Below are 22053 nucleotides of genomic sequence, written 5' to 3' on the forward strand. Positions count from 1 at the left end.
GGCAGCAGGAGTCTGTTCTTCTATATTGAAATTGCGGACAGCGATAACCGTAAAACAATATGCACAGGAGGGTCACCCAAGCATGAACAGAAAAAAAAACGCGATTCAGTTTACCGTGATCACAGCTACAGCACTCTCATTGTTACTTGCAGGATGCAGCAGCGAAACGGCTAAGCCATCCCCGGCAGCAACAGGAACTTCCACAGGCGCAGCATCCTCTGCAGCCCCAGAAGTGAAGTATCCTACTTCCTTCAAGTACTGGGTTCCTATGAACGGCAATGCGGCCGCTGTGATGAAAAACTACAATGAGATGGCCGCCTACAAAGAGATCGAGAAGAAAACCGGCACTAAGGTAGAATTTCAACATCCACCAACGGGTCAAGAAAAAGATCAATTCAATATCATGTTAGCCTCTAACAGCTTACCTGACGTAATTGAGTACAATTTCGCATCCGGGATGGGACAATCGACCGCCCAAAGCCCAGATTCACTAATTAAAGGGAAACAAATTCTTCGTTTGAATGAACTGATTGAGAAGAACGCACCCAATTTAACGAAAGTGCTGAAAGATCATCCAGAATTCCGCAAAATGATTACAACCGATGAAGGCAATATTTATGTGATGCCTTTCTTGCTTGGAGACGAGCAGTTGAGTGTTGTTAATGGACCTATTTTCCGCCAAGATTGGCTAGATAAATTGGGCCTCAAAGTACCGACAACCATCCCTGAATGGGAAACCGTGTTAACAGCGTTCCGTGATAAAGATCCGAACGGCAATGGCAAGAAAGACGAAATCCCTTTCTATATGAACTTAGGCGGCGATTTCGATACCAACAACCTCCTCGTCGGAGCATGGGGGATTACAACCGATTTCTATAACGACAAAGGCAAAGTAAAGTATGGCCCTATTCAGCCTGAATATAAAGAATTTCTAGCTACACTGGCCCGTTGGTACAAAGATGGTCTCATTGACAAAGATTATGCAAGCATCACGGATGCCAAGCTGAAAGATGCCAAAATCACCAATAGCCAGGTAGGTGCCTACTCCGGATATGCAGGTTCCGGTCTTGGCCGTTACTTAACTTTGGTTCAACCGACCACGCCAAGCTTCTCCTTGGTAGGAGCTCCTTATCCTAAATTAAAAGAAGGCGCGGCAACTTCACTTGGGCAATATACAATGCCTTTCACAGGGTATGGCGCAGCCGTTTCTGCTCAAGCCAAAAACCCGGATCAAATCATCAAATGGCTTGACTACAAATATAGTCAAGAAGGCGCTATGTTAATGAACTTCGGTATTGAAGGCGAAAGCTACAAAATGGAGAATGGCTATCCGAAATATACCGACCTCATTATGAATAACCCGGATAAACTGCCAATCACGCAAGCCATGGCCAAATATTTCCAAGCAAGCTGGAGCGGTCCATTTGTTCAGGATAAACGCTACATTGAGCAGTACTATACGATCCCTGCACAACGTGATGCTCAAAAAGCATGGACGGCAGCCGATCATACGAAACAAATGCCAGGCATCAGCTTAACAGCCGATGAAAGCACGAAAACAGCCTCCATCATGAACGATGTGAAAACATATCGTGACGAAATGTTCAATAAATTCGTGATGAATGCGGAACCCATCGAGAATTTCGACAAGTATGTGCAAACGATGAAAGGCATGGGCATCGAAGAAGCTATTAAAGCACGTCAAGCTGGTTTGGATCGCTTCAACACTCGCAAATAAGTATACCGTTAGACGCTGAGCTCACGGTGAGGAAACAAGATTCCTCGCCGTGTGGCGTCTTCTTGCACCCATTTTCACCGACTCAATAGCTGAAGGAGGGGCCACGCGATGCCCACAGCACTCAAAGAACAGACCGGCTCCGTGAAGCCGGCAGTCAATAAGAGCGGGTTCAAATATCGTTTTATCCGCGATGCCAAAATCAATAAATATGTCTATATCATGCTGCTTCCTGTAGTCGTCTACTACATCCTTTTTTATTACGTCCCGATGTATGGACTGCAAATCGCTTTCAAAGATTATGCACCGGGTATCGGCATTTTGCATAGCCCCTGGGTTGGGTTCAAACATTTCCATGACTTCTTTTCCAGTTTCTACTTCTGGCGCATTTTACGCAATACCCTGTTAATGAGCTCCTATGATTTGCTGTTTTCCTTTCCTGCCTCCATCATCTTGGCGCTATTGCTGAATGAGCTGCGCAGCAGGTTCCTCAAAAGAGCCGTCCAAACGATAACGTATATGCCGCATTTTATATCCATCGTTGTTATCTCAGGCATGCTCGTTGATTTCTTGGCCCGTGACGGGTTAATCAACAACATCCTAAACTCCTGGTTCGGCTTTACGCCAATCACGTTTTTGCAGGAGAGTGGATGGTTCCGGTCCATCTATGTGTCCTCGAATATTTGGCAAAATGTAGGCTGGGGCTCCATCATTTATTTATCAGCCATGTCTGGCATTGATCCTTCCTTATACGAAGCTTCCAGAGTAGATGGTGCCAATCGCTGGCAGCAAACCTTTAACATTACCCTCCCGGGTATCATGTCTACCGTTGTCATTCTGCTTATTCTGCAAATCGGAAACTTCATGACCATTGGCGCAGACAAAATATTGCTCTTATACAACCCAACCACCTATGAAACTGCCGATGTCATTGGGACATTCGTCTATCGCAAAGGGATTCTCGAATCAAACTTCAGCTACAGTTCGGCTGTCGGACTCTTCAACTCCCTCATTAATTTCACGCTGCTCGTTCTGGCCAATACACTAAGCCGACGCACCAGTGATAATAAGCTTTGGTAAAAGGAGGCTGCAACCATCATGAGTAGAAGTTGGGGAGAACGCATTTTTGACACATCTAATTCCATTTTCTTGATCCTGCTATCTTTAGTTACACTCTATCCATTTCTGTTCGTTCTAATCGCCTCTCTGAGCGATCCAGCTTGGATCGTACAAGTGCGCGGGCTGATCTGGTACCCAAAGGGACTTAATTGGGAAGCCTATATCATGGTGTTCAAAAACCCCTCCATTATGACCGGTTATTTGAACACCATCCTGTACGTAATACTCGGTACCTCGCTGAATATTCTTATGACATCGCTTGGCGCTTATGCGCTTTCCAGACAAGATGTCATGTGGAAAAATCCCGTCATGTTTATGATCGTGTTTACGATGTTTTTTAGCGGCGGCTTGATTCCAACTTATCTGCTCATTAACGACTTGGGCATGGTAGATACCCGCTGGGCTTTACTGATTCCAACTGCTATGAGCGCCTACAATTTAATTATTATGCGTACCTCCTTCCAAGCCGTTCCTGTGAGTTTAGAGGAATCCGCCAAGCTGGATGGCGCCAATGATTTTACAATTCTGTTCCGGGTTATCCTTCCACTCTCCATGCCCGTGGTCGCAGTGATGGTTCTCTTCTATGGGGTTTCCCACTGGAACGCTTGGTTCAACGCACTTATCTATTTAAGAACCCGTGACCTTTATCCACTACAACTTATCTTACGAGAAATCTTGATCACGAATAGTACCGAATCAATGACGACGGGTGTCGGTGGTGCCGATAAGATGCCCATCGGAGAAACGATCAAATACGCCACAATTATTGTCGCAACAGCTCCCATCCTGCTCTTATATCCTTTCCTGCAAAAGTATTTCGTCAAAGGTATTATGATTGGCGCGATCAAAGGGTAATGAGGCAGCAATCTGTCGAAGAAATCAAAACAAACGAAGATCAGCCATAAAGAAAAACGGCTTCGCCGCCCTGAGAGATCAGCCTCTTCGTAGCGACAAAACCCTATTAAGGGAACTAGAGGACGCTATAAAGGCAAATAGCAGGGATGCTAGGGTATTAGCGGAACTACAGGGTCTTATTTCCACGAAAAACGCTGAATTTGCCTTGAAACAGCAAAATAGCGGACTGGAGTTCCCTCACCCCCGCGATATGGATACTTTTGGCTAGAATAGCGGACTGTAGTTCCCTCCCTCTGTTCGCACAAGGCGGCTGGAGTAACTCCGCACTCACTCCAAAACATATAAACTCTTATATTTAAACAAAGGAGCTAAGCGCATACAAGCCGCTTAGCTCCTTTTACATTCAAATATGTTTTATGCCAGCCACTGCTTCACTTTGGAAGCGAAGCTCGTTAGCATCTCTTGAGAACCGAATTGACCGCTAAAATCTTCAATACCCAGGTAGCCATCGTAGCCAACCGCTTTCAAGTCGTCCAACAGTTGCTTAAAATTCACGACACCATTATCTAATGGCGCCCATTCGCTTTTCCAAAGTTTAAGACCGTTTTGCTCCTCGCCTGTAGGTACCCATCTTGCATTTTTCACATGGACATGCGCCAGATAAGGTCCCAACAACTCAAGGCCCATCCGATAATTCTCGTATCCCTCATGCACCATATTGCCTGCATCGTGCAGAACACCTAGATTGTCAGGGTTAAAACCGGAGATCAGCTTGTGTGCCAGACCAGCGCTCGGCGTAATTGTGTTATGATGAATTTCGATAATTCCTTTGACTCCATACTGCTGTGACAGCTCCTGGGCGTGGTGCAAATAATCGACAGCCTTTTTGAACAAATCATTATAATTCTGGCTGCGATCGTAGCCGGGAACACCTACACGAATGAAGGATGCTCCAATTTGGCGAGCAGCTTTGAACACATTCTCCGTTTCTGCCACATTACAATCATTCAGGTACGGAGTTACACTTAGGTTTACCAAATTATGATTAACAGCGATGAGACGGAATTGCTCCAACTCTTCATCCGTTGCTTTCGGATCAATCGAACATAAGTTATTTCTCCAGAACGAAGGCGCTTCATTAGCGGCATCCGCTGGAATATCTTTAAAACGCCATTCAATGCCTTCAATCCCAGCTGTAACAGCCGCTTTGGCTAATTCTACAGGTGTCAAATCAGGTGTGGCTACAGTGAATACAGATAGTTTCATATAAGATCCTCCTTGGCATGATGAACATTAGCAGGTTTGGCGAAAGCCGTTTGTTTATCTATTGTTTATTTTGCAGTATAATAAAAACGTATTCATTGCATTAATTGGGCAAAAGATTGCTAATATTGACTCCAGTTTAACTAGAGGAGAGCCTCTCATGCAGGAACTATACCAAAATTTACATCAAAAGATTACTTTCAGGCATTCGGTTACCCATGATCCGATTCCCCTAGATTTTCATCAACATCAAGACCTATATGAAATCTATTTCTTCCTCACGGGAGATGTTCACTATTTTATCGAAAAACAAGTGTACCCTTTGCAATATGGCGATCTGCTGATCATGCACAGCAATGAACTTCACCGGCCTAATTTCCAATCCAAAAAGCAGCGCTACGAAAATGTCGTCATCCATTTCAATCCATCTTTAATCAAGGCTTTCAGCTCGCCGGAGTTCGATTTGCTGGAGTGCTTCAATAAACGTGTATTTGGCGAACAGAACCGCATGCGGCTGACTCCACAGCAAATCGATGACATCATGAAGATCTACGAGCGCATGGAAACTCACAGTCGACACCAAGCGCTTCCAGGATCGGAAATTCTGTATGTCTCTGCCTTTATCGAACTGCTGGTGTTCATCAATCGAACTTTTCAGAATCAAGGCAAACAAGAGGAGCAGGTCATGATTCCTGACAAGCTTTCCTCCCTGTTCACCTATATTGATGAAAACTTAGAGCAAGATCTGTCACTCGAAGTCCTCGAGCATGTCGTTTTCATGAACCGCTCTTATCTTTGCCGATTGTTCAAAAAGCATACAGGCAGCACGATTCATGAGCACATCCTATTCAAGCGCATCGCCAAAGCGAAGCAGCTCCTGCGCGAAGGGTCCACCGTCACGGACACCTGCCAGCTCGCCGGCTTCAACGACTACTCCAACTTCATCCGAACGTTCAAGAAAGCTGTCGGCTTGCCGCCGCGACAATACCAGACGCAGCAGCGGCGGGTTTAAGGTGACTGCGGTGGAGTGGTGGGCGGTTGCGGCCGGGGATGGCTCTGCGGATTCGCTGGAGCGGCGGGCAGTTGCCGCGGACGGCTTTGCGGATACGCTGGAGCTGTGGGCGGTTGCCGCGGACGGCTTTGCGGATACGCTGGAGCGGCGGGCGGTTGCGGCCGGGGACGGCTTTGCGGATACGCTGGAGCGGCGGGCGGTTGCCGCGGACGGCTTTGCGGATACGTTGGAGCTGTGGCACCTTCACCACGCGCACAGCATAAAACAAGATAATCTACGAGGAAAATCTACAAGAATAGACCACAAGGCTAGACCACAAGGAAGACCCACAAGAATAGCTCACAAGAATACCGGCTTCGCCGCCCTGTGAGATCGCCCTCTTATTAGCGACAAAACCGATTAAGGGAACTAGAGGACGCTATTTAGGCAAATAGTAGGGATGCGAGGGTCAAAGCGGAACTACAGGGTCTTATTTCCACGAAAAGCAGTGATTTTCCCAGGAAATAGCAAAATAGCGGACTACAGTTCCCTCCCCCCTGCGATATGGTCACTTTTGGCTAGAATAGCGGACTGTACTTCCCTTACCTCCGCACGAAGCAGCTGGAGTAACTCCGCGTTCACTCCAAAACATATAAACTCTTATATTTCAAGCGAAACCTGCCCTTCGGTTAGGTTCTATGCAGCTTAGCGCACGGGATGGATAGCACAGGAGATGGATGCTCGATGGATAAATAAGCAAGCTACACGATCTTATTCCCGTTATCTTCGCAGTATTCCGTGCACTAAGACCACCGTATATGCTTATCTGCAGCTCTTCCGTGCTTTCCGGGCGTACGAACGCATAATAAGCACTCCTTGCTTGCTTATGCCTCCGTCACAGATGCCATCCGAGAAAACAAGCACGTTCACCTGTCTTATTTTCCGCAGCCAAGTAAGTGAGCAAGCATCAAGCAGCGACTTCCTTATCTCAGCATGCAGAGTTCCAAACTTCGAAGGGGAATAGCGATATGGCTGCACAACAACAAAAGGTTGCCCAACAAGTCACAAGGACTTTGGGCAACCTTTCCTGCATTACTTCAAGTTTTCCGGGTTTAATTGCAGCAGCTCAGGCAGAACGAATAGGCCGTCTTTGCGAATCAGCACGTCATCAAACCAAATTTCACCGCCGCCATACTCAGGACGTTGGATATTCACGATATCCCAGTGCAGCGAGGATTTGTTGCCATTATAAGCATCATCGTAGCAGTTGCCTGGCGTGAAATGGAAACTACCATCGATTTTCTCATCGAAAAGCGTATCTTTCATTGGGTGTTGAATGTACGGGTTCACGCCAATCGCGAATTCGCCGACATATCGAGCACCTTCGTCCATATCAAAAATTTCATTAATACGATCCGTATCGTTCGCGGTCGCTTTCGTAATTTTGCCATTTTCAAATTCCAGCACAATGTTCTCGAAAATAAAGCCGTCGTGAGGCGTTGGTGTATTGAAAGATATAACCCCATTGACGGAATCGCGAACAGGCGCAGAGTAAACTTCACCATCCGGAATGTTCAATTCGCCATCACATTTGACGCCGCCGATGCCTTTGATCGAGAAGGACAAGTCCGTTCCAGGACCAACGAGACGAACCTTGTCTGTACGATCCATAAGGTCTTTCAAAGCGTCCATCGCTTTGGACATTTTGCCATAATCCATCGTACAAACGTTGAAATAGAACTCCTCGAATGCCTCCGTGCTCATGCTGGCCAGCTGTGCCATGGAAGAAGTCGGGTAGCGCAGCACAACCCATCTTGTATCCTTCACACGAACATCAAAGTGAACTTGCTGATAATAAATTGCATTATAAAGCTTCATCCGATCAGCCGGAATATCCGACAGTTCATAAATATTCGCTCCACCACGTACACCTATGTAGCCTTGCATCTGTTTCATTTGGAACGCGTCGGCTGCTGCCCACGTCTGCATTTGTGCTTCTGTACCATTCATAATAAGCTGACGCATAATCGCATGGTCTCTAATATTTACATAAGGATGAGCGCCTGCTGCGTGCACGTTTTTCACGATTTCTTTCACCAGAGCTGCATCAATACCGTATGCTTCAATCAAAATATTTTCACCAGGCTGTGCCTTAACCGAATAGTTCACAAGGACATCAGCCAGCTTCGTTAGTCTTGGATCTAACATGTCTATCTCTCCTCTTCTTCATCCATCGCAAAGGACGGCTCATTGATTTGGAACCCCACTGTCGTCAAATAAAACCACTCCCCAGTTTCCTCCTGCTGCCCGTCCAGTTCAAAGATCAACGCCCGAAACTTGCTAAGCCACTCTGCAAATTTCTCCCTGCTCATCTTGACTTCAAGCTGCGTGGACATCCGATGCCATAAGGCGCGATCTGAGGAAGGAATTTGAAAAGCTTCCTCCGGTGCGGCAATCGCACGAAGCCTCGCACGACCGAGCACATTCAGCGTCGTTTCACGGTAGTAATTCTCTACTTCGGATACATAAGGGAGCAGCGCTTCGCTTGGCACAAAGCCACGTGCAACGGCGCGGTAGAATTTCTGAACAATGCCATTCTTGAGTTCCGTACGAACGACCGAAATCAAGCTATGCTTCTCAAGCTCATTCAAGTGGTAATGCACCTTCGCACGCGCCATCCCCAGCAGTTTAGCCAATTGCTGACCGGTGTAAGCTTTTTCGATTAAATAAAGCAACACCTTAGCGCGAAGGGGATCACTTACCGTTTTCAATTGCTCAAGATCTTCAATAATGTAAACCGGTTGCAGCTTCATCTTGGACTCGACCTCCTCTAATGTACCTGTTCGACCTCGTAAAACAGGGCGTCCGGGTCAACTTTTAACCTCTTAATGAGATTAATTAAACGACGGTCAAATCTTTTTAACCGTATCATAATGCGAAATAGAATTCATGTCAATTGCGGTTTCAGCATGCCTGGCATCTCTTCCCTGCAGCCAATTCAGCGCTTTAACGAATTACCGAAGTTAAGCTTTTCTCTATGGTAGCAAAAAGGGACGTTCCTGTCACCACATTAATGGTGAAAAAACGCCCCAAATGCTATTACTGATAAATTCGACTTCCAGCTTCGCGGAATTGCTTGGATTTCTCATCCATTCCATTGTTGCGAGCAGTCTCTTCGTCATGGGCCAACTGCCGAATATCCTGCGTAATTCGCATGCTGCAGAACTTAGGTCCGCACATCGAACAGAAGTGCGCAGTTTTGGCCCCTTCAGCCGGAAGGGTCTCGTCATGGAACTCTAATGCCCTCTCAGGGTCCAAAGAGAGATTGAACTGATCGCGCCAGCGGAATTCAAAACGCGCCTTCGACAAAGCATTGTCACGGATCTGAGCGCCAGGGTGCCCCTTCGCCAGATCGGCCGCATGCGCGGCGATTTTGTAGGTGACGACACCTACCCGGACGTCCTCTTTATTCGGCAAGCCCAGATGCTCCTTAGGCGTCACATAACACAGCATCGCCGTGCCGAAAGAACCAATCATCGCTGCGCCAATCGCTGAGGTAATATGATCGTAGCCCGGCGCTATGTCCGTCGTCAGCGGTCCAAGCGTGTAGAATGGTGCTTCTTTGCACACGTCCAACTGACGGTCCATGTTTTCCTTAATCAGGTGCATAGGCACATGGCCAGGCCCTTCGACCATCACCTGAACATCATGGCGCCAAGCCCGCTCCGTAAGTTCACCGAGCGTATCCAACTCAGCGAATTGGGCTTCATCGTTGGCATCCGCAATCGAGCCCGGACGCAATCCGTCACCGAGGGAGAACGCGACATCATAAGCTTTCATAATTTCACAAATATCATCGAAGTGCGTGTACAGGAAATTCTCCTGATGATGGGCCAAGCACCAAGCAGCCATGATGGAACCGCCGCGAGATACAATGCCTGTCACACGGTTTGCGGTCATCGGGATGTATCGCAGCAATACGCCTGCATGAATGGTGAAGTAACTCACCCCTTGTTCGGCTTGCTCAATAAGCGTGTCCCGGAATACATCCCACGAGAGATCTTCGGCTTTCCCGTTCACTTTTTCCAGCGCTTGGTATAACGGTACCGTCCCCACCGGAACTGGAGAGTTGCGAATAATCCATTCGCGTGTTGTATGTATGTTTTTGCCAGTCGATAAATCCATGATCGTATCCGCACCCCAACGGGTAGCCCACGTCATTTTCTCCACCTCTTCTTCAATGGAAGAAGCTACCGCAGAATTGCCGATGTTGGCATTTATTTTTACAAGGAATTGGCGTCCAATGATCATTGGCTCGCTTTCGGGATGATTGATATTCGAAGGGATAATGGCGCGGCCCTCGGCTACTTCTTGGCGAACAAACTCCGCAGCTAAATTCTCGCGAATGGCAATATACTCCATTTCCGGTGTCACAATACCTTGGCGGGCATAATGCATCTGCGTCACGTTGCTGCCCTTTTTGGCTCGAAGCGGCTTGCGGCTTAAGCCTGGAAATCGTTCGGCGGCCCCTTTCGCATCTGGCGAAGCAAGTCCATTGTCCTCCGGCTTCACTTCACGTCCCGCGTAGGCTTCCACATCACCACGCTCTTCAATCCATGGCAAACGATTCGCGGGCAGCCCCAACCGAATATTGGTGTGGCAGTCGGTATCCGTATAAACACCGCTGGTATCATACACTTGGACAGGCTCGTTGCCTACTTCTTCCCCGCTCATATTGGTCGATGTTCCCAAAGCGATTTCTCGCATAGGCACTTGGATGTCTGGTCTTGAACCCTGAACATACACTTTGCGGCTGCCTGGAAATGTGCTCACTTCGATGTCTTTTACAGGCTCCTTGCTTGTCGTTGTCATTGGAATTCCCCCTCTTACCTATTGATTGTTCGCCAAAGTTCCTCTGCTGCCTCGCGTGGTGAGCCTGCAGCGGCAATCGCGCTCACTACAGCAATGCCATCCGCCCCGGCACGGATAACGGGCGCGGCATTCGCGGCATCGATGCCTCCGATGCCGACTAACGGCAGCCGGATACCGCTCTCGCGTATCCGAACGATCATGGCAGGCCCCTGAACCTCACGCGCATCGAGCTTCGTGCGCGTGGCGTATTGGGGGCCTACGCCCAAATAGTCGGCGCCTTCGGCCAGCGCCGAATGGGCTTCTTCCGGATCGTGGGCCGATACCCCCACGATCATGTTCTTCAGCCGCTGCCGCACGGCGGCGGCTGGGGCGTCCTCCTGGCCGATGTGAATACCATCGGCCGCAAGCTCTAGTGCCAGCCCTTCATCATCGTTCACGATGAAGGGGATCTCATGCTGCGCGCAAAGGCGGCGCAGCCGCGCGCCCAGCTCGCGCTTCGCCGGCCCCTCCAGGGCTCCGGCGCCTTTCTCGCGGAACTGAAACATCGTAATGCCGCCGGCAATTGCAGCCTCCAGCACAGCATAAGGGTCAGCCCCGCCGCAGTTCGGGCTGCCCATGACCAAGTACAAACGCAGCGCGTCTCTCAGCTTCTGACTGTTCATCGCGCACCTGGCGTAGCCACATTTTCGTTGATGCGAACATCATCATTGCTCACGCCACGCCGATAAGCCCAATGATTCGTAGGTCCATGCCCGCTGCCGATGTTCAGCGGTTCAGCAATTGCCGCTTGGATGAAGCTCTTCGCCAAATGAAACGCTGCCTTCATTGGCAATCCCTGCGCAAGTCCGGAAGTAATAGCAGCTGCGAACGTACAGCCGGTACCGTGCGTATGGCGAGTCACCAGCCGACGTGAGGAAAACTCCGTAAACGTTTGGCCATCATATAACAAATCCGTCGCCTGCTCGCTGTTGTCCTCATGTCCGCCTTTAATCATGACCTGTTTGCAGCCATATCCATGAATCCGCTGAGCCGCTTCCTGGCGCGACACACTGTCCGTAATTGCGATGCCGCTAAGAGCTTCGGCCTCCGGGATATTCGGCGTAATCACATCAGCAAGCGGCATTAGATAGCGAATCATCGCATCAATAGCTTCCTGCTGCAGCAGAGAAGCGCCGCCTTTGGCGATCATCACAGGGTCGACAACGACCCTCTCCCACTTGTACTTCTGTATCGCTGCAGCCACCACTCGGATGATGTCCCCGCTGAACAGCATGCCCGTCTTCAGCGCAGCTGGCGTAAGATCCTCGCCGATGGAAGCCAACTGCTGTTCAATGGCCTCGGCACTCAGTGGATATACCCCTTGAACGCCAAGCGTATTTTGAGCTGTGACCGCTGTAATGACCGACATCCCATACACGCCTAATTCCTGAAAAGTTTTCAAGTCTGCCTGAATCCCTGCACCGCCGCCGCTATCGGAGCCTGCAATGGTCAGCGCTTTATAGATCGACATCTGCATCCCCCTCCCTTTGTCATCAGGCCACCTGCTAAACCCGACTAAAGCCTTCCATAGGACTGCTTGCAGAGGCATAACGTTTTTTCGGAATTCTGCCTGCTTCAAAACCAGCACGCCCCGCTTCAATAGCAAGCTTCATGGCATAGGCCATCTTGATTGGATCTCTGGCGCCAGATACGGCTGTGTTCAGCAGCACGCCATCCGCACCCATTTCCATCGCAAGCGCAGCATCGGATGGAGCCCCGATTCCTGCATCCACAATGACCGGAATCGTCGATTGCTCAATAATGAAGCTTAGATTAAGCGGATTAATAATCCCTTGACCTGTGCCGATCGGGGATGCGCCAGGCATAATCGCGTGAACGCCGAGTGCTTGCAAACGCTTCGCGAGCAACACATCATCCGATGTATACGGAAGCACGATGAAGCCTTCTTCGAGCAGCATTTCCGAAGCTTTCAAGGTTTCGACTGGATCTGGAAGCAGCGTTTTCTCATCGCCGATGACCTCCACCTTGATCATGTCGCAAAGTCCCGACGCTTTCGCTAATTTCGCGATACGCACCGCTTCTTCGGCCGTTTTGGCGCCTGCAGTATTCGGCAGCAGCGTGAAGTTGGCAACGTCCAGCATCGCTAAGAAATTCGGCTGACTCGCTTCAAAAATATTCATCCGACGCACAGCAAACGTCAAAATTTGCGACTCACTGGCAGCAACTGCCTGCTTTTGGATATCAAAATCCGGGAACTTCCCCGTGCCTAACAATAAACGTGAACGAAACTCATAAGGACCAATTTTTAACATGTGAATTATCCCCCTCCGACAAAATGTACGATCTCGATTTGATGTCCTTCCGAAAGCTGAGCTTCGGCATGATCTTCCTTTTGTAAAATAGCTTGATTATGTTCCACTACGAGCATTTTTTCACCCAAAGCAAAATGCTCGAGCAGCTGGTCAATGGTCCGAATGGTATCCGGAACTTCCACCGATTCACCGTTAATGTGCAGCTTCAATGCTTTGCAGCTCCTTTCTACTTCCGTTTGTTGCTGACAAATGGGACTGGTCCTGCTGCACGACACGCTTGGATACTGCTGAAAAATCCGGGCTAAAAGCGTCCAGCCACGGCTCCACGCCTAATGCCGTTCCCAGTTCGCCAACGACTTGATCGGCAATTACCTTACCGGTAATTGGACTAAGCACAATCCCGTTGCGGTAATGCCCGCATGCCGCATACAGCCCCTCATACTCCGGTACTTTGCCGATGTAAGGCAAGCCATCGGCTGTCTGCGGCCGCAGCCCCGACCAGGCCTTCTCCCACTCCGCAGCGCCGATTGCAGGCATAAGCTGCCTCGCCCGATCCATCAGCTCGGCAAGCCCCGCCATCGACACCTTCCGGTCGTAGCTGTGCGGTACCATTGTTGCGCCGACCAGCAATCGACCGCCAGCTTTAGGGACAATATAGCACCCTGGTGTAAACAGGGTTTTCCTAAGTTCCTGCTTCGGTGTCAGCACCGAGAAGCACTCGCCCTTCACGGGATACATCGGCAGCTCGATGCCGATGCCAGCCAGAAGCTGCCCGCTCCACGTGCCGGCAGCCACAATGACTTGCTCGCTCCATAGCGGACCTTCGCTCGTCATTACGCCGCTGATTCGGCTGCCGTCCTTCAGCAGCGCCTGCACTTGGGCGAATTCTTGCACTTTCGCCCCGAGTACCCTCGCTGCCTGCGCGTACGCCGCCGCCAACCGTGGCGCCTCCACCTGCCCATCCTCTGGCAGGTATAGAGCTCCGCACGTCGCCCCGCTGAGAGCGGGCTCCAGCTTGGCGGCTACGGCTGCGCTCAGCCACTGCGCTTGCTCGCCCGCTGCGAGCTGCAGCTTCTCACGCGCCCGCAGCTCGCGCTCTTGCTCATCGCTGAACGCGACGTTCAGCAGACCCTCACGGACGAGGCCGATGTCGATGCCCGTTAGATCTTTCAGTTCCTCGCTCAGCTGCGGGAACATCGCCCGGCTGTGACGGGCCCACTGGAACAGCGGGCCTGTGTCCGCCATCTCGGACTGCGCGCCGAGCATACCTGCTGCCGCTGCAGAGGCTTCCGTGCCTAACCTGCTGCGTTCCAGCAGGGTAACGGCCTGGCCCCGCTTCGCCAGATAATAGGCAATGGATGAGCCTATGACACCACCGCCGACAATAAGAACATCACTCGTCTGCTTCATTTAACTCACCTCCGTTCGCTCTAGTCCGTATTTGTAAGCCAGCACCGCAGCGACTGGATCAGCCGCTTCCCAGATGCCGCTCATGACCGCTACACCTGAAGCTCCTGCATCCAGGACAGATTGAACACGCCCAGGTGTTATGCCGCCGATTGCGATCACTGGAATGGAGACGCTGCCTGCCACATTTTGCAGTTGTTGCAATCCCCTAGGCTCAGCGCCTTCCTTCGATCTTGTCTCAAAAATATGACCATACAGCAGATAATCCGCGCCCTCTTCTTCTCGAAGCTGAGCCTCTTCCTTGCTATGAATCGATAGCCCAATCCGCTGCACGCCTTTGCAAGAATTCTGGATTGTCGGCAGTGCCGGCGAACGGCCAGGGAGGTGAAGACCAGCGAGTTTCTCTGCTGCCGCTATCCAGGGAAAGCCATTCATGTAAATCCTGTCCGCAGGGATTCCTTTATCAAGCAGAAACTGCAAACCGATGTAATTTTCATCCATAGATCTCGCTTTTTCGCGAATATGGATCGCTGTCACATAGGGATGAATCTCGGCGGCAATGGCCGCCAGCTCCGCCCACGCCAACTTCCCATTCGATATAACGTGCAGCTCATGTTCTGGCATCGAAAACGGCCTCCTTTGTTCAAAAGGTCTAAAAACCACACAAAAAAACCACTTTTCGCAAAGAAAAGTGGTTGTAGGTTGCCGCATAATAAACATGCATAGATGGGGCGCCAATGATCGTTTTCCACTTTCCTCCGCTGGTATGACCCAGTTCAGGTTCGAAGGGTTCAGATTACTCTGTCTCAGCCTCACGGCGCCCCTAGGGATACAAATGTATGCAATTGCTACCTATCATAGCACGTCATCCAGCAGTTGGAAATAGAAACTTTCTATCAGCCCCTATTCTAGTCACAGGCTCTGATTCCTCCTATAATAGGGAGAACGAATCACCCCCTGATGAGCTACACGAAAGGATGTTCACCTAGATGCTGTTGCAATTCAATCGTCAGTTGGAAAAGATTTTGCCTCTTATTACACCCGTCAGTGTTCTTATCGGCGTTCTTTTGGGCAGTCATTTATCCGGCTTCACTTTTTTATCTCCTTGGCTGTTTGCCTTCATGACTTTCTCTGGCAGCATCAGCTCCAGCTTCAAAGAGTTTGTCAAAGTAGTCGTCCAACCGCTGCCCCTCATCACCACACTGCTGATTTTGCATGTCGGTATGCCCCTCATTGCTTTGGGACTTGGACATGCCGTTTACAGTCACGAACCTTTGACGATTACGGGTCTTATTCTCGCAGCAGCGATACCTACGGGTATCACCAGCTTTGTCTGGGTTGCGATTTATCGCGGCAATATCGTACTGACGCTATCCATTATTTTAATGGATACGATTCTTTCCCCGTTTGTCGTGCCTTACACCTTATCGGCTTTGGTGGGTACGAAAGTCCAGCTGGACTCTTTGGCCATGATGAAAGGTCTCTTCTTCATGATCGTGGTCCCGTCATTAATCGGGATGCTGTTAAACCAATGGACAAAAGGCCAGATCAAAGAAAAATGGAGCGGACGTCTCGGCCCTTTCTCCAAAATAACGATGGGAATCGTTGTCGCTATCAACAGCTCCGTGATCGCCCCCTACTTGCGTGATTTCGACGCTGAATTGTTAGGCTTAGCCGGTCTCGTTCTGCTTATAGCTTCGCTAGGCTACATGCTGGGATGGCTGATTGCCAGGCTGATGCGATGGGATCAGGATGTTGTCGTTGCACTCACTTTCAACAGTGGCATGCGTAATATCAGTGCGGGCGCCGTGCTCGCCGTAGCTTATTTCCCGCCTCCTGTGGCGATTCCCGTTGTGCTTGGGATGCTGTTTCAGCAATCATTGGCTTCACTTTTCGGCTATTTATTGAATCGACGATATGCATTGAAGAAGCCTTCATCTAACATAGAGGTACGTGTATGAAAAGATACCAGCGATAGATTGTACGCGCTTGCTGATGCCCACACCATCACGATATCCCGAGGAGAGGAGAGGGTTGAATTCAATGATCGGAACACACTCATTCTCAAAGGTGCTGGAGTCGGTGAAACCCCCGATCGCTTACTGTCCCTTTTGCCCGCAAATACCCTTCTTCTTCCAGTTGGAGCGGCACCGAAATTATATAGTCGGGATCATTAGCAGCTTCAGCACAGCCGGTTTCGCTTTAATGCCTGCACAGAGGGGCAAACCTAGATGGAGGGAACTCTGGTACGCTATTTAGGCAAATATCAGGGATACTGGGGCAATAGCGGAACTACAGGGTCTTATTTCTACGAAAAGCGCTGAATTTCGCTTGAAACAGCAAAATAGCACACTGTAGTTCCCTTTAGCCCGCGATACTGACACTTTTTGCTGGAATAGCGTACTGTAGTTCCCTTACCTCCTCGCGAGGCAGCTGGGTTACTCCGCATTCACTTCAACATATTGAAAAAAGGGCAGTGCAAAAGGTTGAATTAGACCTTTTGCGACTGCCCCTTTTGATGTTCCTCGTCTTGCATAACGAGAAAGAAACCTTACTACCTTAATGTCTGGATAACCTGCTCTGCATCAGCTTCACCGCTGGCTACCAACTCCACATGCTCTGCAAACATATCGCACATATAGACGAACAAGCTAAGAATTTCCAGCACTTCTTCGCTTTCGAAGGTGCTCGTCGCCGGAATGCTGTACACGTAGCGGTAGTGCAGTTCATTTTGTTCATTGATGCCGAAATGGCCGATCGGGAGTCTTGTGTTGATTTCCAGCAGAACTGATGCGACTTCCCCGCGTTTGCCCTCTTGCAGATGAAAGGGCAAAGTGCTATAAATTTGCAATAATTGTATGGCGCCGATCTCTTCATCATTTAACGGCAAAAAGCTAAAGTGAAGGAAACGCTCACGGCCTTTCTTGTCTTCTTGGAAGCCAGCCATCAAAACATGAAGCGGAATCGCCTCCGATTTTTCCAATAAATTCGTGGCTAGTCCTGTTTCATCCAATATATCTTTCAGCAATCCTAATTGCGCCAAGTGACGTGCATGTACAAGGTCAGGCAGCATTTAATTCACTTCTCCTATTCTCGTTTAGCCATAGCATCAACAAGGAATTTTCTCAGTTCAGGCAAATCTGTTTTATATTTATCCAGTTGAAGCGTACTTACACCCGCAGCCTCGATAAATCGGTCAACATTGATATACGCATCTGGTGTTGCATTCGTTCTGGCAGGCAGCTTGTGGATCATGTCGAGGATTAACTCAGCATCTTGGACCCGCTTGGCATGCTTCTTCTCCGTTGACTTATCCGCATTAAAGACAGCCTTGGTAATGCCCCATGCGTCTGCTTTGGCCGCTCGATCGCGCCCTGCCTGTTTCAAGGAACGAACCACTGGCATGGCTGCGCCAACGCCTGACGCCACAATTTTCAGCGGTGTTCCTACTTGCGCCCCGACACCTGTCAATGTCGCGATATCTGCCGCAATCTTCGTCAACTCGAGTCCGATTTGCAAGCCTCCGCGCGTGGTGCGCTTCACGTTGATCTTCTTCATCTCTTTGGCTAGCTCATACTGGGTAATTTCATCGAGTTCGATCTGGGCATCTGCTGATTCTTGCGCACTGCCATTTGCTATTTTGTCGCGAAGGGTTTGCTTATGCAAGTCCATTTTCACCTTATCGACACCTGCATTCCCGCCGAACCAGCGCTTAGCCTTGATGTAGGAAGCATTCGCATGCTTGCCTTTGAACTCGCGCTTCAACGTCGTCATAGCTGACCGATTCAGCCCCGCTTTGATCACATCAACAGTTTTAATAGCAATTTTCACACCGCTTACTGCGATACTAACACCAGGAATAACTGAGGTCAAACTACCTGCGCCGGTCTCCATGATTTCCATAATGCCCTTAGCCACTTTGAGGCTGGAATGCGCCGCCGAAATGGCGTTGCTGACAATCTCAATGGCGCCTTTGGATTTTTCTCCTTTGTCCAGACCGCCATTTTTGCTGTGTTTGTCGTACAGATCATAAATGCCTTTAACGGCCATAATGGTGCTCTTAACCGCAGAAATGGCTTCGCCGACAGTCCCCGCATAATCGCTAACTGCCGAGGAAGCTCCGACCCCATCCACTTGTCCGGAGGACTTCGCAGCTTTATCGACAAGCCCTGCCGATCCACTGACCATTTTACCTGTAGATTCAATCATCGATGATCCAGTTGCCGCATAATTCCAATTCTTGTTATGCACGGATCTGCTGCTATCTCCAGAAACCTCCATTGTTTCTCGAATAGCGTTCAAAATTTGAAAAGGACCGGCTACCAAATCTGCGGTTGCGGCAACTGCGCCAAAGGAGGCTGCCTGCTGTCCTGTAGCGGCGTCACTGGTTTTATCATAAGAGTCTTTCAGGTCATCGGCCCTCGCGCCGAAGCTGTCACTGAACGTAGAAACGGCTCCACCCTGTGCATCAGTTACACTACTGGCCGTATCTGGTGCATCCAATGTCCCGTATACCGGACGAGGCGCTGGCGTGCCTGGAACTACCTGCGCTCCCGGCGCTGGCGTGCCTGGAACTACCTGCGCCCCCGGTGCTGGCGTCCCTGGGACTACCTGCGCTCCCGGTGCTGGCGTCCCTGGGACTACCTGCGCTCCCGGTGCTGGCGTACCTGGAACTACCTGCGCTCCCGGCGCTGGCGTGCCTGGGACCACCTGCGCTCCCGGCGCTGGCGTCCCTGGAACCACCTGCGCTCCCGGCGCTGGCGTCCCTGGGACCACCTGCGCTCCCGGCGCTGGCGTGCCAGGTGCTTGCGTTGTCACAGGCGCCGGTGTTTGAACCGTAGCTGGGACCGGTACAGCCTGCTGAGTAGCTGTGGTGTTCCTTTGAATCAACTGATTCGTATAAGCTTGTGTTGCCCGATTGCCCGCCGTGCGCTGCATCTGCATGAAAAAATCCCTTGCCATAGGTGACACTTGAGGTGCTGTGCTGCTGGCTTGAGCGGCTTGCGATTGCGCGGCCCGTTGATGAGATGGACTAGCTGATCTAGACTGGAGCTGCTTTCCTTGTGGCATTATTGACCGCCTCGCTGCTGAACGACATGCGTCAATTCATGCCCTAGCAATTCCTGACCCTGATGGGTGTCTGGATTATAGCGTCCCTCACGGAAAAAGATATCGTTCCCCGTAGCGAATGCCTCCGCCCCCAAAGAAGCGCTAAGCCTCGTAGATTCTGAATCATTATGTATATTAACATCGCTGAAATCCTTGTTAAAAGCGGATTCCATCTTCGCCTGAATATTGCCATCCATTTTGCTGCCGTTGCCTTGCTTGGACTTAATCTGGGATTCGATAGAGTCATCTACCCCTTCGTCCTCGCCGCCCTTCCGCTGGATCGAATCTGTCGACGGCTTCATCTGCAATTCTTCCTCTTCAGACTCCGACGACTCCGTCCGCTGGATCGAATCCGTCGACGGTTTCATCTGCAATTCTTCCTCTTCGGACTCCGATGACTCCGTCCGCTGGATCGAATCCGTCGACGGCTTCATCTGCAATTCTTCCTCTTCGGACTCCGACGACTCCGTCCGCTGGATCGAATCCGTTGACGGCTTCATCTGCAACTCTTCCTCTTCGGACTCCGACGACTCCGTCCGCTGGATCGAATCCAAGGAAGGCTTCATCTGCAGCTCTTCTTCCTCTGAACCCTCGCCTTCGCTCTCCATGCGCTGCACATCCGGTTTGGAGGAACCGCTGCTTTCGGAGGCAGCAATATGATCAGCTACTTGTTTGCCAACTTGGTCCGCTTCTTGCTCGTAGGCGTCACCGACAGGACCTACGGTCAGCTTGGTTTGGACAGACAGCATACTGCCCACTGCTTTATTGCCAATCGTCTGCTGTATATTCATAAGATCCTGCGCTTGCCCCTGTGAATTGCTCTTGGAGCGATGATTGTTTTGCAGAGAAGTATCTTGGTGCCTGCTGATGCGTGATTGGTGCATTGGCATATGAACCCTCCTATTTATACTGGCTTGCGCTCCTTTACATATCCGTGTCTAAGCGCATGAAGTCTATAATTTCACTATATCATAGCTGGCTAAGTTTGAGGCTACATTTCAGATGGTTTTCGATCAACGATCAGCACAGCGATATCATCAGACTGAATCGCCCCATTTGTAAACTGATCTACATCTTCAACCATACGGTCTAATAAGCGGGTTTGAGGGCTTGCCTGTTCATTTGCCAATAACTGCTGAAGACGTGTGAAACCATATTGTTCGAGCTGACGATTCTCCGCTTCGGTAATCCCATCCGTATACAGGACTAACCGATCGCCAATCGCTAATGTGACCTCATTGTCCCTGTATTCCATGTCCTCCATCACACCTAATGGAAGGCCTTTCTTCCCTTTCAGCTGCTCCACGTTCCCAGCCTGCCGCATTAGATATGGCGGGCAATGACCGCCATCACTATAAAGCAATTGTCCTGTGCCTACGTCCAGCAAGCCGCAAAATATGGTCGCAAACATCGAGGAATCATCCTTGTACAACTCCCTATTCACAGCCGTTAAGAGCTCTCCAGGCGTCATCTCGGCGGTCATCTTCCCTTTCAGCAGGGTCATGGTTACAGCCATGAATAATGCCGCTGGAATCCCTTTGTCCGAGACATCTCCGAGTATGAAAAACAAGCGATTATCACCGATGGGGAAATAGTCATAGAAGTCTCCGCCAACTTCTCGAGCCGGACGAATGACAGCCTGCGTTTGCGCGGTGGCAGATGGACTTTCGGCGGGGCCGCCTGAGACTGCCAAGCTTTGGCGAGGCAGGAAGCCCATCTGAATCTCCGTAGCAATACGCAGCTCGCTTTCCATTCGCTCTTTGGTCGCTGTCGTCTTCTCAAGCGCATCGTACAGCATGGCGTTCTCCAGCGAAGCCGCAATTGGCGAGGCAATGGATTCCAAGAGCTGCAGATCGCGTTCTGAGAAATGGGCGCCATCCCGTTTATTGAGCACCTGCAGGACGCCGATAATTTTCCCTTTGCTGATCAGCGGAACGCACAGCATACTGCGCGTGGGATAATCAATACGCTTGGCTACCTTCGACGACCAGCGCTCATCCTGCGCCGCATCGTCTATCTTGACCGACTGGCCCGTCTGGGCCACCCAGCCTGCGATGCCTTCCCCGATTTTCAGGCGAATTTCCCGCACTTCATCGCCCTTGGTTCCGAGCGCAAGGTCGAAGAACAGTTCCCCCTTCTCCTCATCGACCAGAATTACGGACGAAGCTTCCGCATTCATAATGCGAGACGAAGTCTCCATGATTTTCACGAGCAGATCCTGTTTGTGGATCGTCGAGTTCACTTCCAAGCTAACATCGAACAGCTGCATCGTTCGCCCAAGCTCCAACTCCGCTGCATTGCGTTTGCGCTCGCTGCGCTGCCAGCCCGCAACAATCGCCAGACAAATAAGCAGAAGCACACCAACGGCTATATTCATTCAGCGTGCCTCC

Annotated in this window: 19 protein-coding genes and 1 riboswitch; of the genes, 5 read left to right on the forward strand and 14 right to left on the reverse strand. The window is 50.3% G+C overall.

All coding sequences use genetic code 11. From position 1 onward, the window contains the following. Positions 1–82 precede the first annotated feature (82 nt). The 3 genes from LOZ80_RS26980 (at position 83) to LOZ80_RS26990 (ending at position 3709) form a co-directional block, all read left to right on the forward strand. On the forward strand, positions 83–1738 hold the full coding sequence (locus LOZ80_RS26980) for an extracellular solute-binding protein (RefSeq protein ID WP_238167559.1): 1656 nt from the start codon (positions 83–85) through the stop codon (positions 1736–1738). 108 nt (positions 1739–1846) lie between these two features. Beyond that, positions 1847–2815, forward strand: coding sequence for an ABC transporter permease (locus tag LOZ80_RS26985; protein WP_238167560.1), 969 nt, complete (start codon positions 1847–1849; stop codon positions 2813–2815). Positions 2816–2833: 18 nt separating this feature from the next. Beyond that, the gene (locus LOZ80_RS26990; protein ID WP_238167561.1) at positions 2834–3709 is read left to right on the forward strand and encodes a carbohydrate ABC transporter permease; all 876 of its coding nucleotides are present in this window, start codon (positions 2834–2836) and stop codon (positions 3707–3709) included. A 414-nt stretch (positions 3710–4123) separates the two neighbouring features. On the opposite strand, the gene LOZ80_RS26995 is transcribed toward LOZ80_RS26990, so the two are convergent. Then, positions 4124–4975 (reverse strand): sugar phosphate isomerase/epimerase family protein, encoded by an 852-nt coding sequence (locus LOZ80_RS26995; protein ID WP_238167562.1) that lies wholly within the window; start codon positions 4973–4975, stop codon positions 4124–4126. Positions 4976–5132: 157 nt separating this feature from the next. Between LOZ80_RS26995 and LOZ80_RS27000 the strand changes: the two genes are divergently transcribed. Next, on the forward strand, positions 5133–5984 hold the full coding sequence (locus LOZ80_RS27000) for a helix-turn-helix domain-containing protein (protein WP_238167563.1): 852 nt from the start codon (positions 5133–5135) through the stop codon (positions 5982–5984). 1071 nt (positions 5985–7055) lie between these two features. Here the strand turns inward: LOZ80_RS27000 and LOZ80_RS27005 are convergent. From LOZ80_RS27005 to LOZ80_RS27045, 9 genes are all read right to left on the reverse strand, one after another. Continuing rightward, positions 7056–8171 carry an aminopeptidase gene (locus LOZ80_RS27005; RefSeq protein WP_238167564.1) on the reverse strand — a complete coding sequence of 372 codons (1116 nt, stop codon included), beginning with the start codon at positions 8169–8171 and terminating at the stop codon, positions 7056–7058. A gap of 2 nt (positions 8172–8173) precedes the next feature. Continuing rightward, complete coding sequence (locus LOZ80_RS27010; protein WP_189010599.1) at positions 8174–8776, reverse strand: ArsR/SmtB family transcription factor; 603 nt, start codon at positions 8774–8776, stop codon at positions 8174–8176. 286 nt (positions 8777–9062) lie between these two features. Continuing rightward, entirely contained in the window at positions 9063–10835 is a 1773-nt protein-coding gene (gene thiC / locus LOZ80_RS27015; RefSeq protein ID WP_238167565.1) for a phosphomethylpyrimidine synthase ThiC, read from the reverse strand. 14 nt (positions 10836–10849) lie between these two features. After that, the gene (thiE, locus tag LOZ80_RS27020; RefSeq protein WP_238167566.1) at positions 10850–11497 is read right to left on the reverse strand and encodes a thiamine phosphate synthase; all 648 of its coding nucleotides are present in this window, start codon (positions 11495–11497) and stop codon (positions 10850–10852) included. Continuing rightward, positions 11494–12345 (reverse strand): bifunctional hydroxymethylpyrimidine kinase/phosphomethylpyrimidine kinase, encoded by an 852-nt coding sequence (thiD, locus tag LOZ80_RS27025; protein ID WP_238167567.1) that lies wholly within the window; start codon positions 12343–12345, stop codon positions 11494–11496. The genes thiE and thiD overlap by 4 nt, the downstream gene beginning before the upstream one ends. A gap of 34 nt (positions 12346–12379) precedes the next feature. Beyond that, the gene (locus LOZ80_RS27030) at positions 12380–13147 is read right to left on the reverse strand and encodes a thiazole synthase (RefSeq protein ID WP_238167568.1); all 768 of its coding nucleotides are present in this window, start codon (positions 13145–13147) and stop codon (positions 12380–12382) included. A gap of 5 nt (positions 13148–13152) precedes the next feature. Next, positions 13153–13356, reverse strand: coding sequence for a sulfur carrier protein ThiS (thiS, locus tag LOZ80_RS27035; RefSeq protein ID WP_238167569.1), 204 nt, complete (start codon positions 13354–13356; stop codon positions 13153–13155). Next, positions 13340–14557: a glycine oxidase ThiO gene (gene thiO, locus LOZ80_RS27040; protein ID WP_238167570.1), complete on the reverse strand. Its 1218-nt coding sequence runs from the start codon at positions 14555–14557 to the stop codon at positions 13340–13342. Before thiO ends, thiS begins: the two co-directional genes overlap by 17 nt. Continuing rightward, positions 14558–15178 (reverse strand): thiamine phosphate synthase, encoded by a 621-nt coding sequence (locus LOZ80_RS27045; protein ID WP_238167571.1) that lies wholly within the window; start codon positions 15176–15178, stop codon positions 14558–14560. 112 nt (positions 15179–15290) lie between these two features. Next, positions 15291–15389: riboswitch (TPP riboswitch) on the reverse strand. 154 nt (positions 15390–15543) lie between these two features. On the opposite strand from LOZ80_RS27045, the gene LOZ80_RS27050 reads away from it, so the two are divergent. Further along, a complete protein-coding gene (locus LOZ80_RS27050; protein WP_238167572.1) occupies positions 15544–16515 on the forward strand; it encodes a bile acid:sodium symporter family protein in 972 nt (323 codons plus the stop codon). Positions 16516–17108: 593 nt separating this feature from the next. Here the strand turns inward: LOZ80_RS27050 and LOZ80_RS27055 are convergent. From LOZ80_RS27055 to LOZ80_RS27070, 4 genes are all read right to left on the reverse strand, one after another. Next, on the reverse strand, positions 17109–17627 hold the full coding sequence (locus LOZ80_RS27055; protein WP_238167573.1) for a YbjN domain-containing protein: 519 nt from the start codon (positions 17625–17627) through the stop codon (positions 17109–17111). Between the two features lie 14 nt (positions 17628–17641). After that, on the reverse strand, positions 17642–19624 hold the full coding sequence (locus tag LOZ80_RS27060; RefSeq protein ID WP_238167574.1) for a hypothetical protein: 1983 nt from the start codon (positions 19622–19624) through the stop codon (positions 17642–17644). Next, positions 19624–20553: an eCIS core domain-containing protein gene (locus tag LOZ80_RS27065; RefSeq protein ID WP_238167575.1), complete on the reverse strand. Its 930-nt coding sequence runs from the start codon at positions 20551–20553 to the stop codon at positions 19624–19626. Before LOZ80_RS27065 ends, LOZ80_RS27060 begins: the two co-directional genes overlap by 1 nt. 101 nt (positions 20554–20654) lie before the next feature. Then, complete coding sequence (locus LOZ80_RS27070) at positions 20655–22040, reverse strand: PP2C family protein-serine/threonine phosphatase (RefSeq protein ID WP_238167576.1); 1386 nt, start codon at positions 22038–22040, stop codon at positions 20655–20657. Between the last annotated feature and the right edge of the window lie 13 nt (positions 22041–22053).

The sequence above is a fragment of the Paenibacillus sp. HWE-109 genome, from assembly GCF_022163125.1.
In the GTDB taxonomy this organism is placed as follows: domain Bacteria; phylum Bacillota; class Bacilli; order Paenibacillales; family NBRC-103111; genus Paenibacillus_E.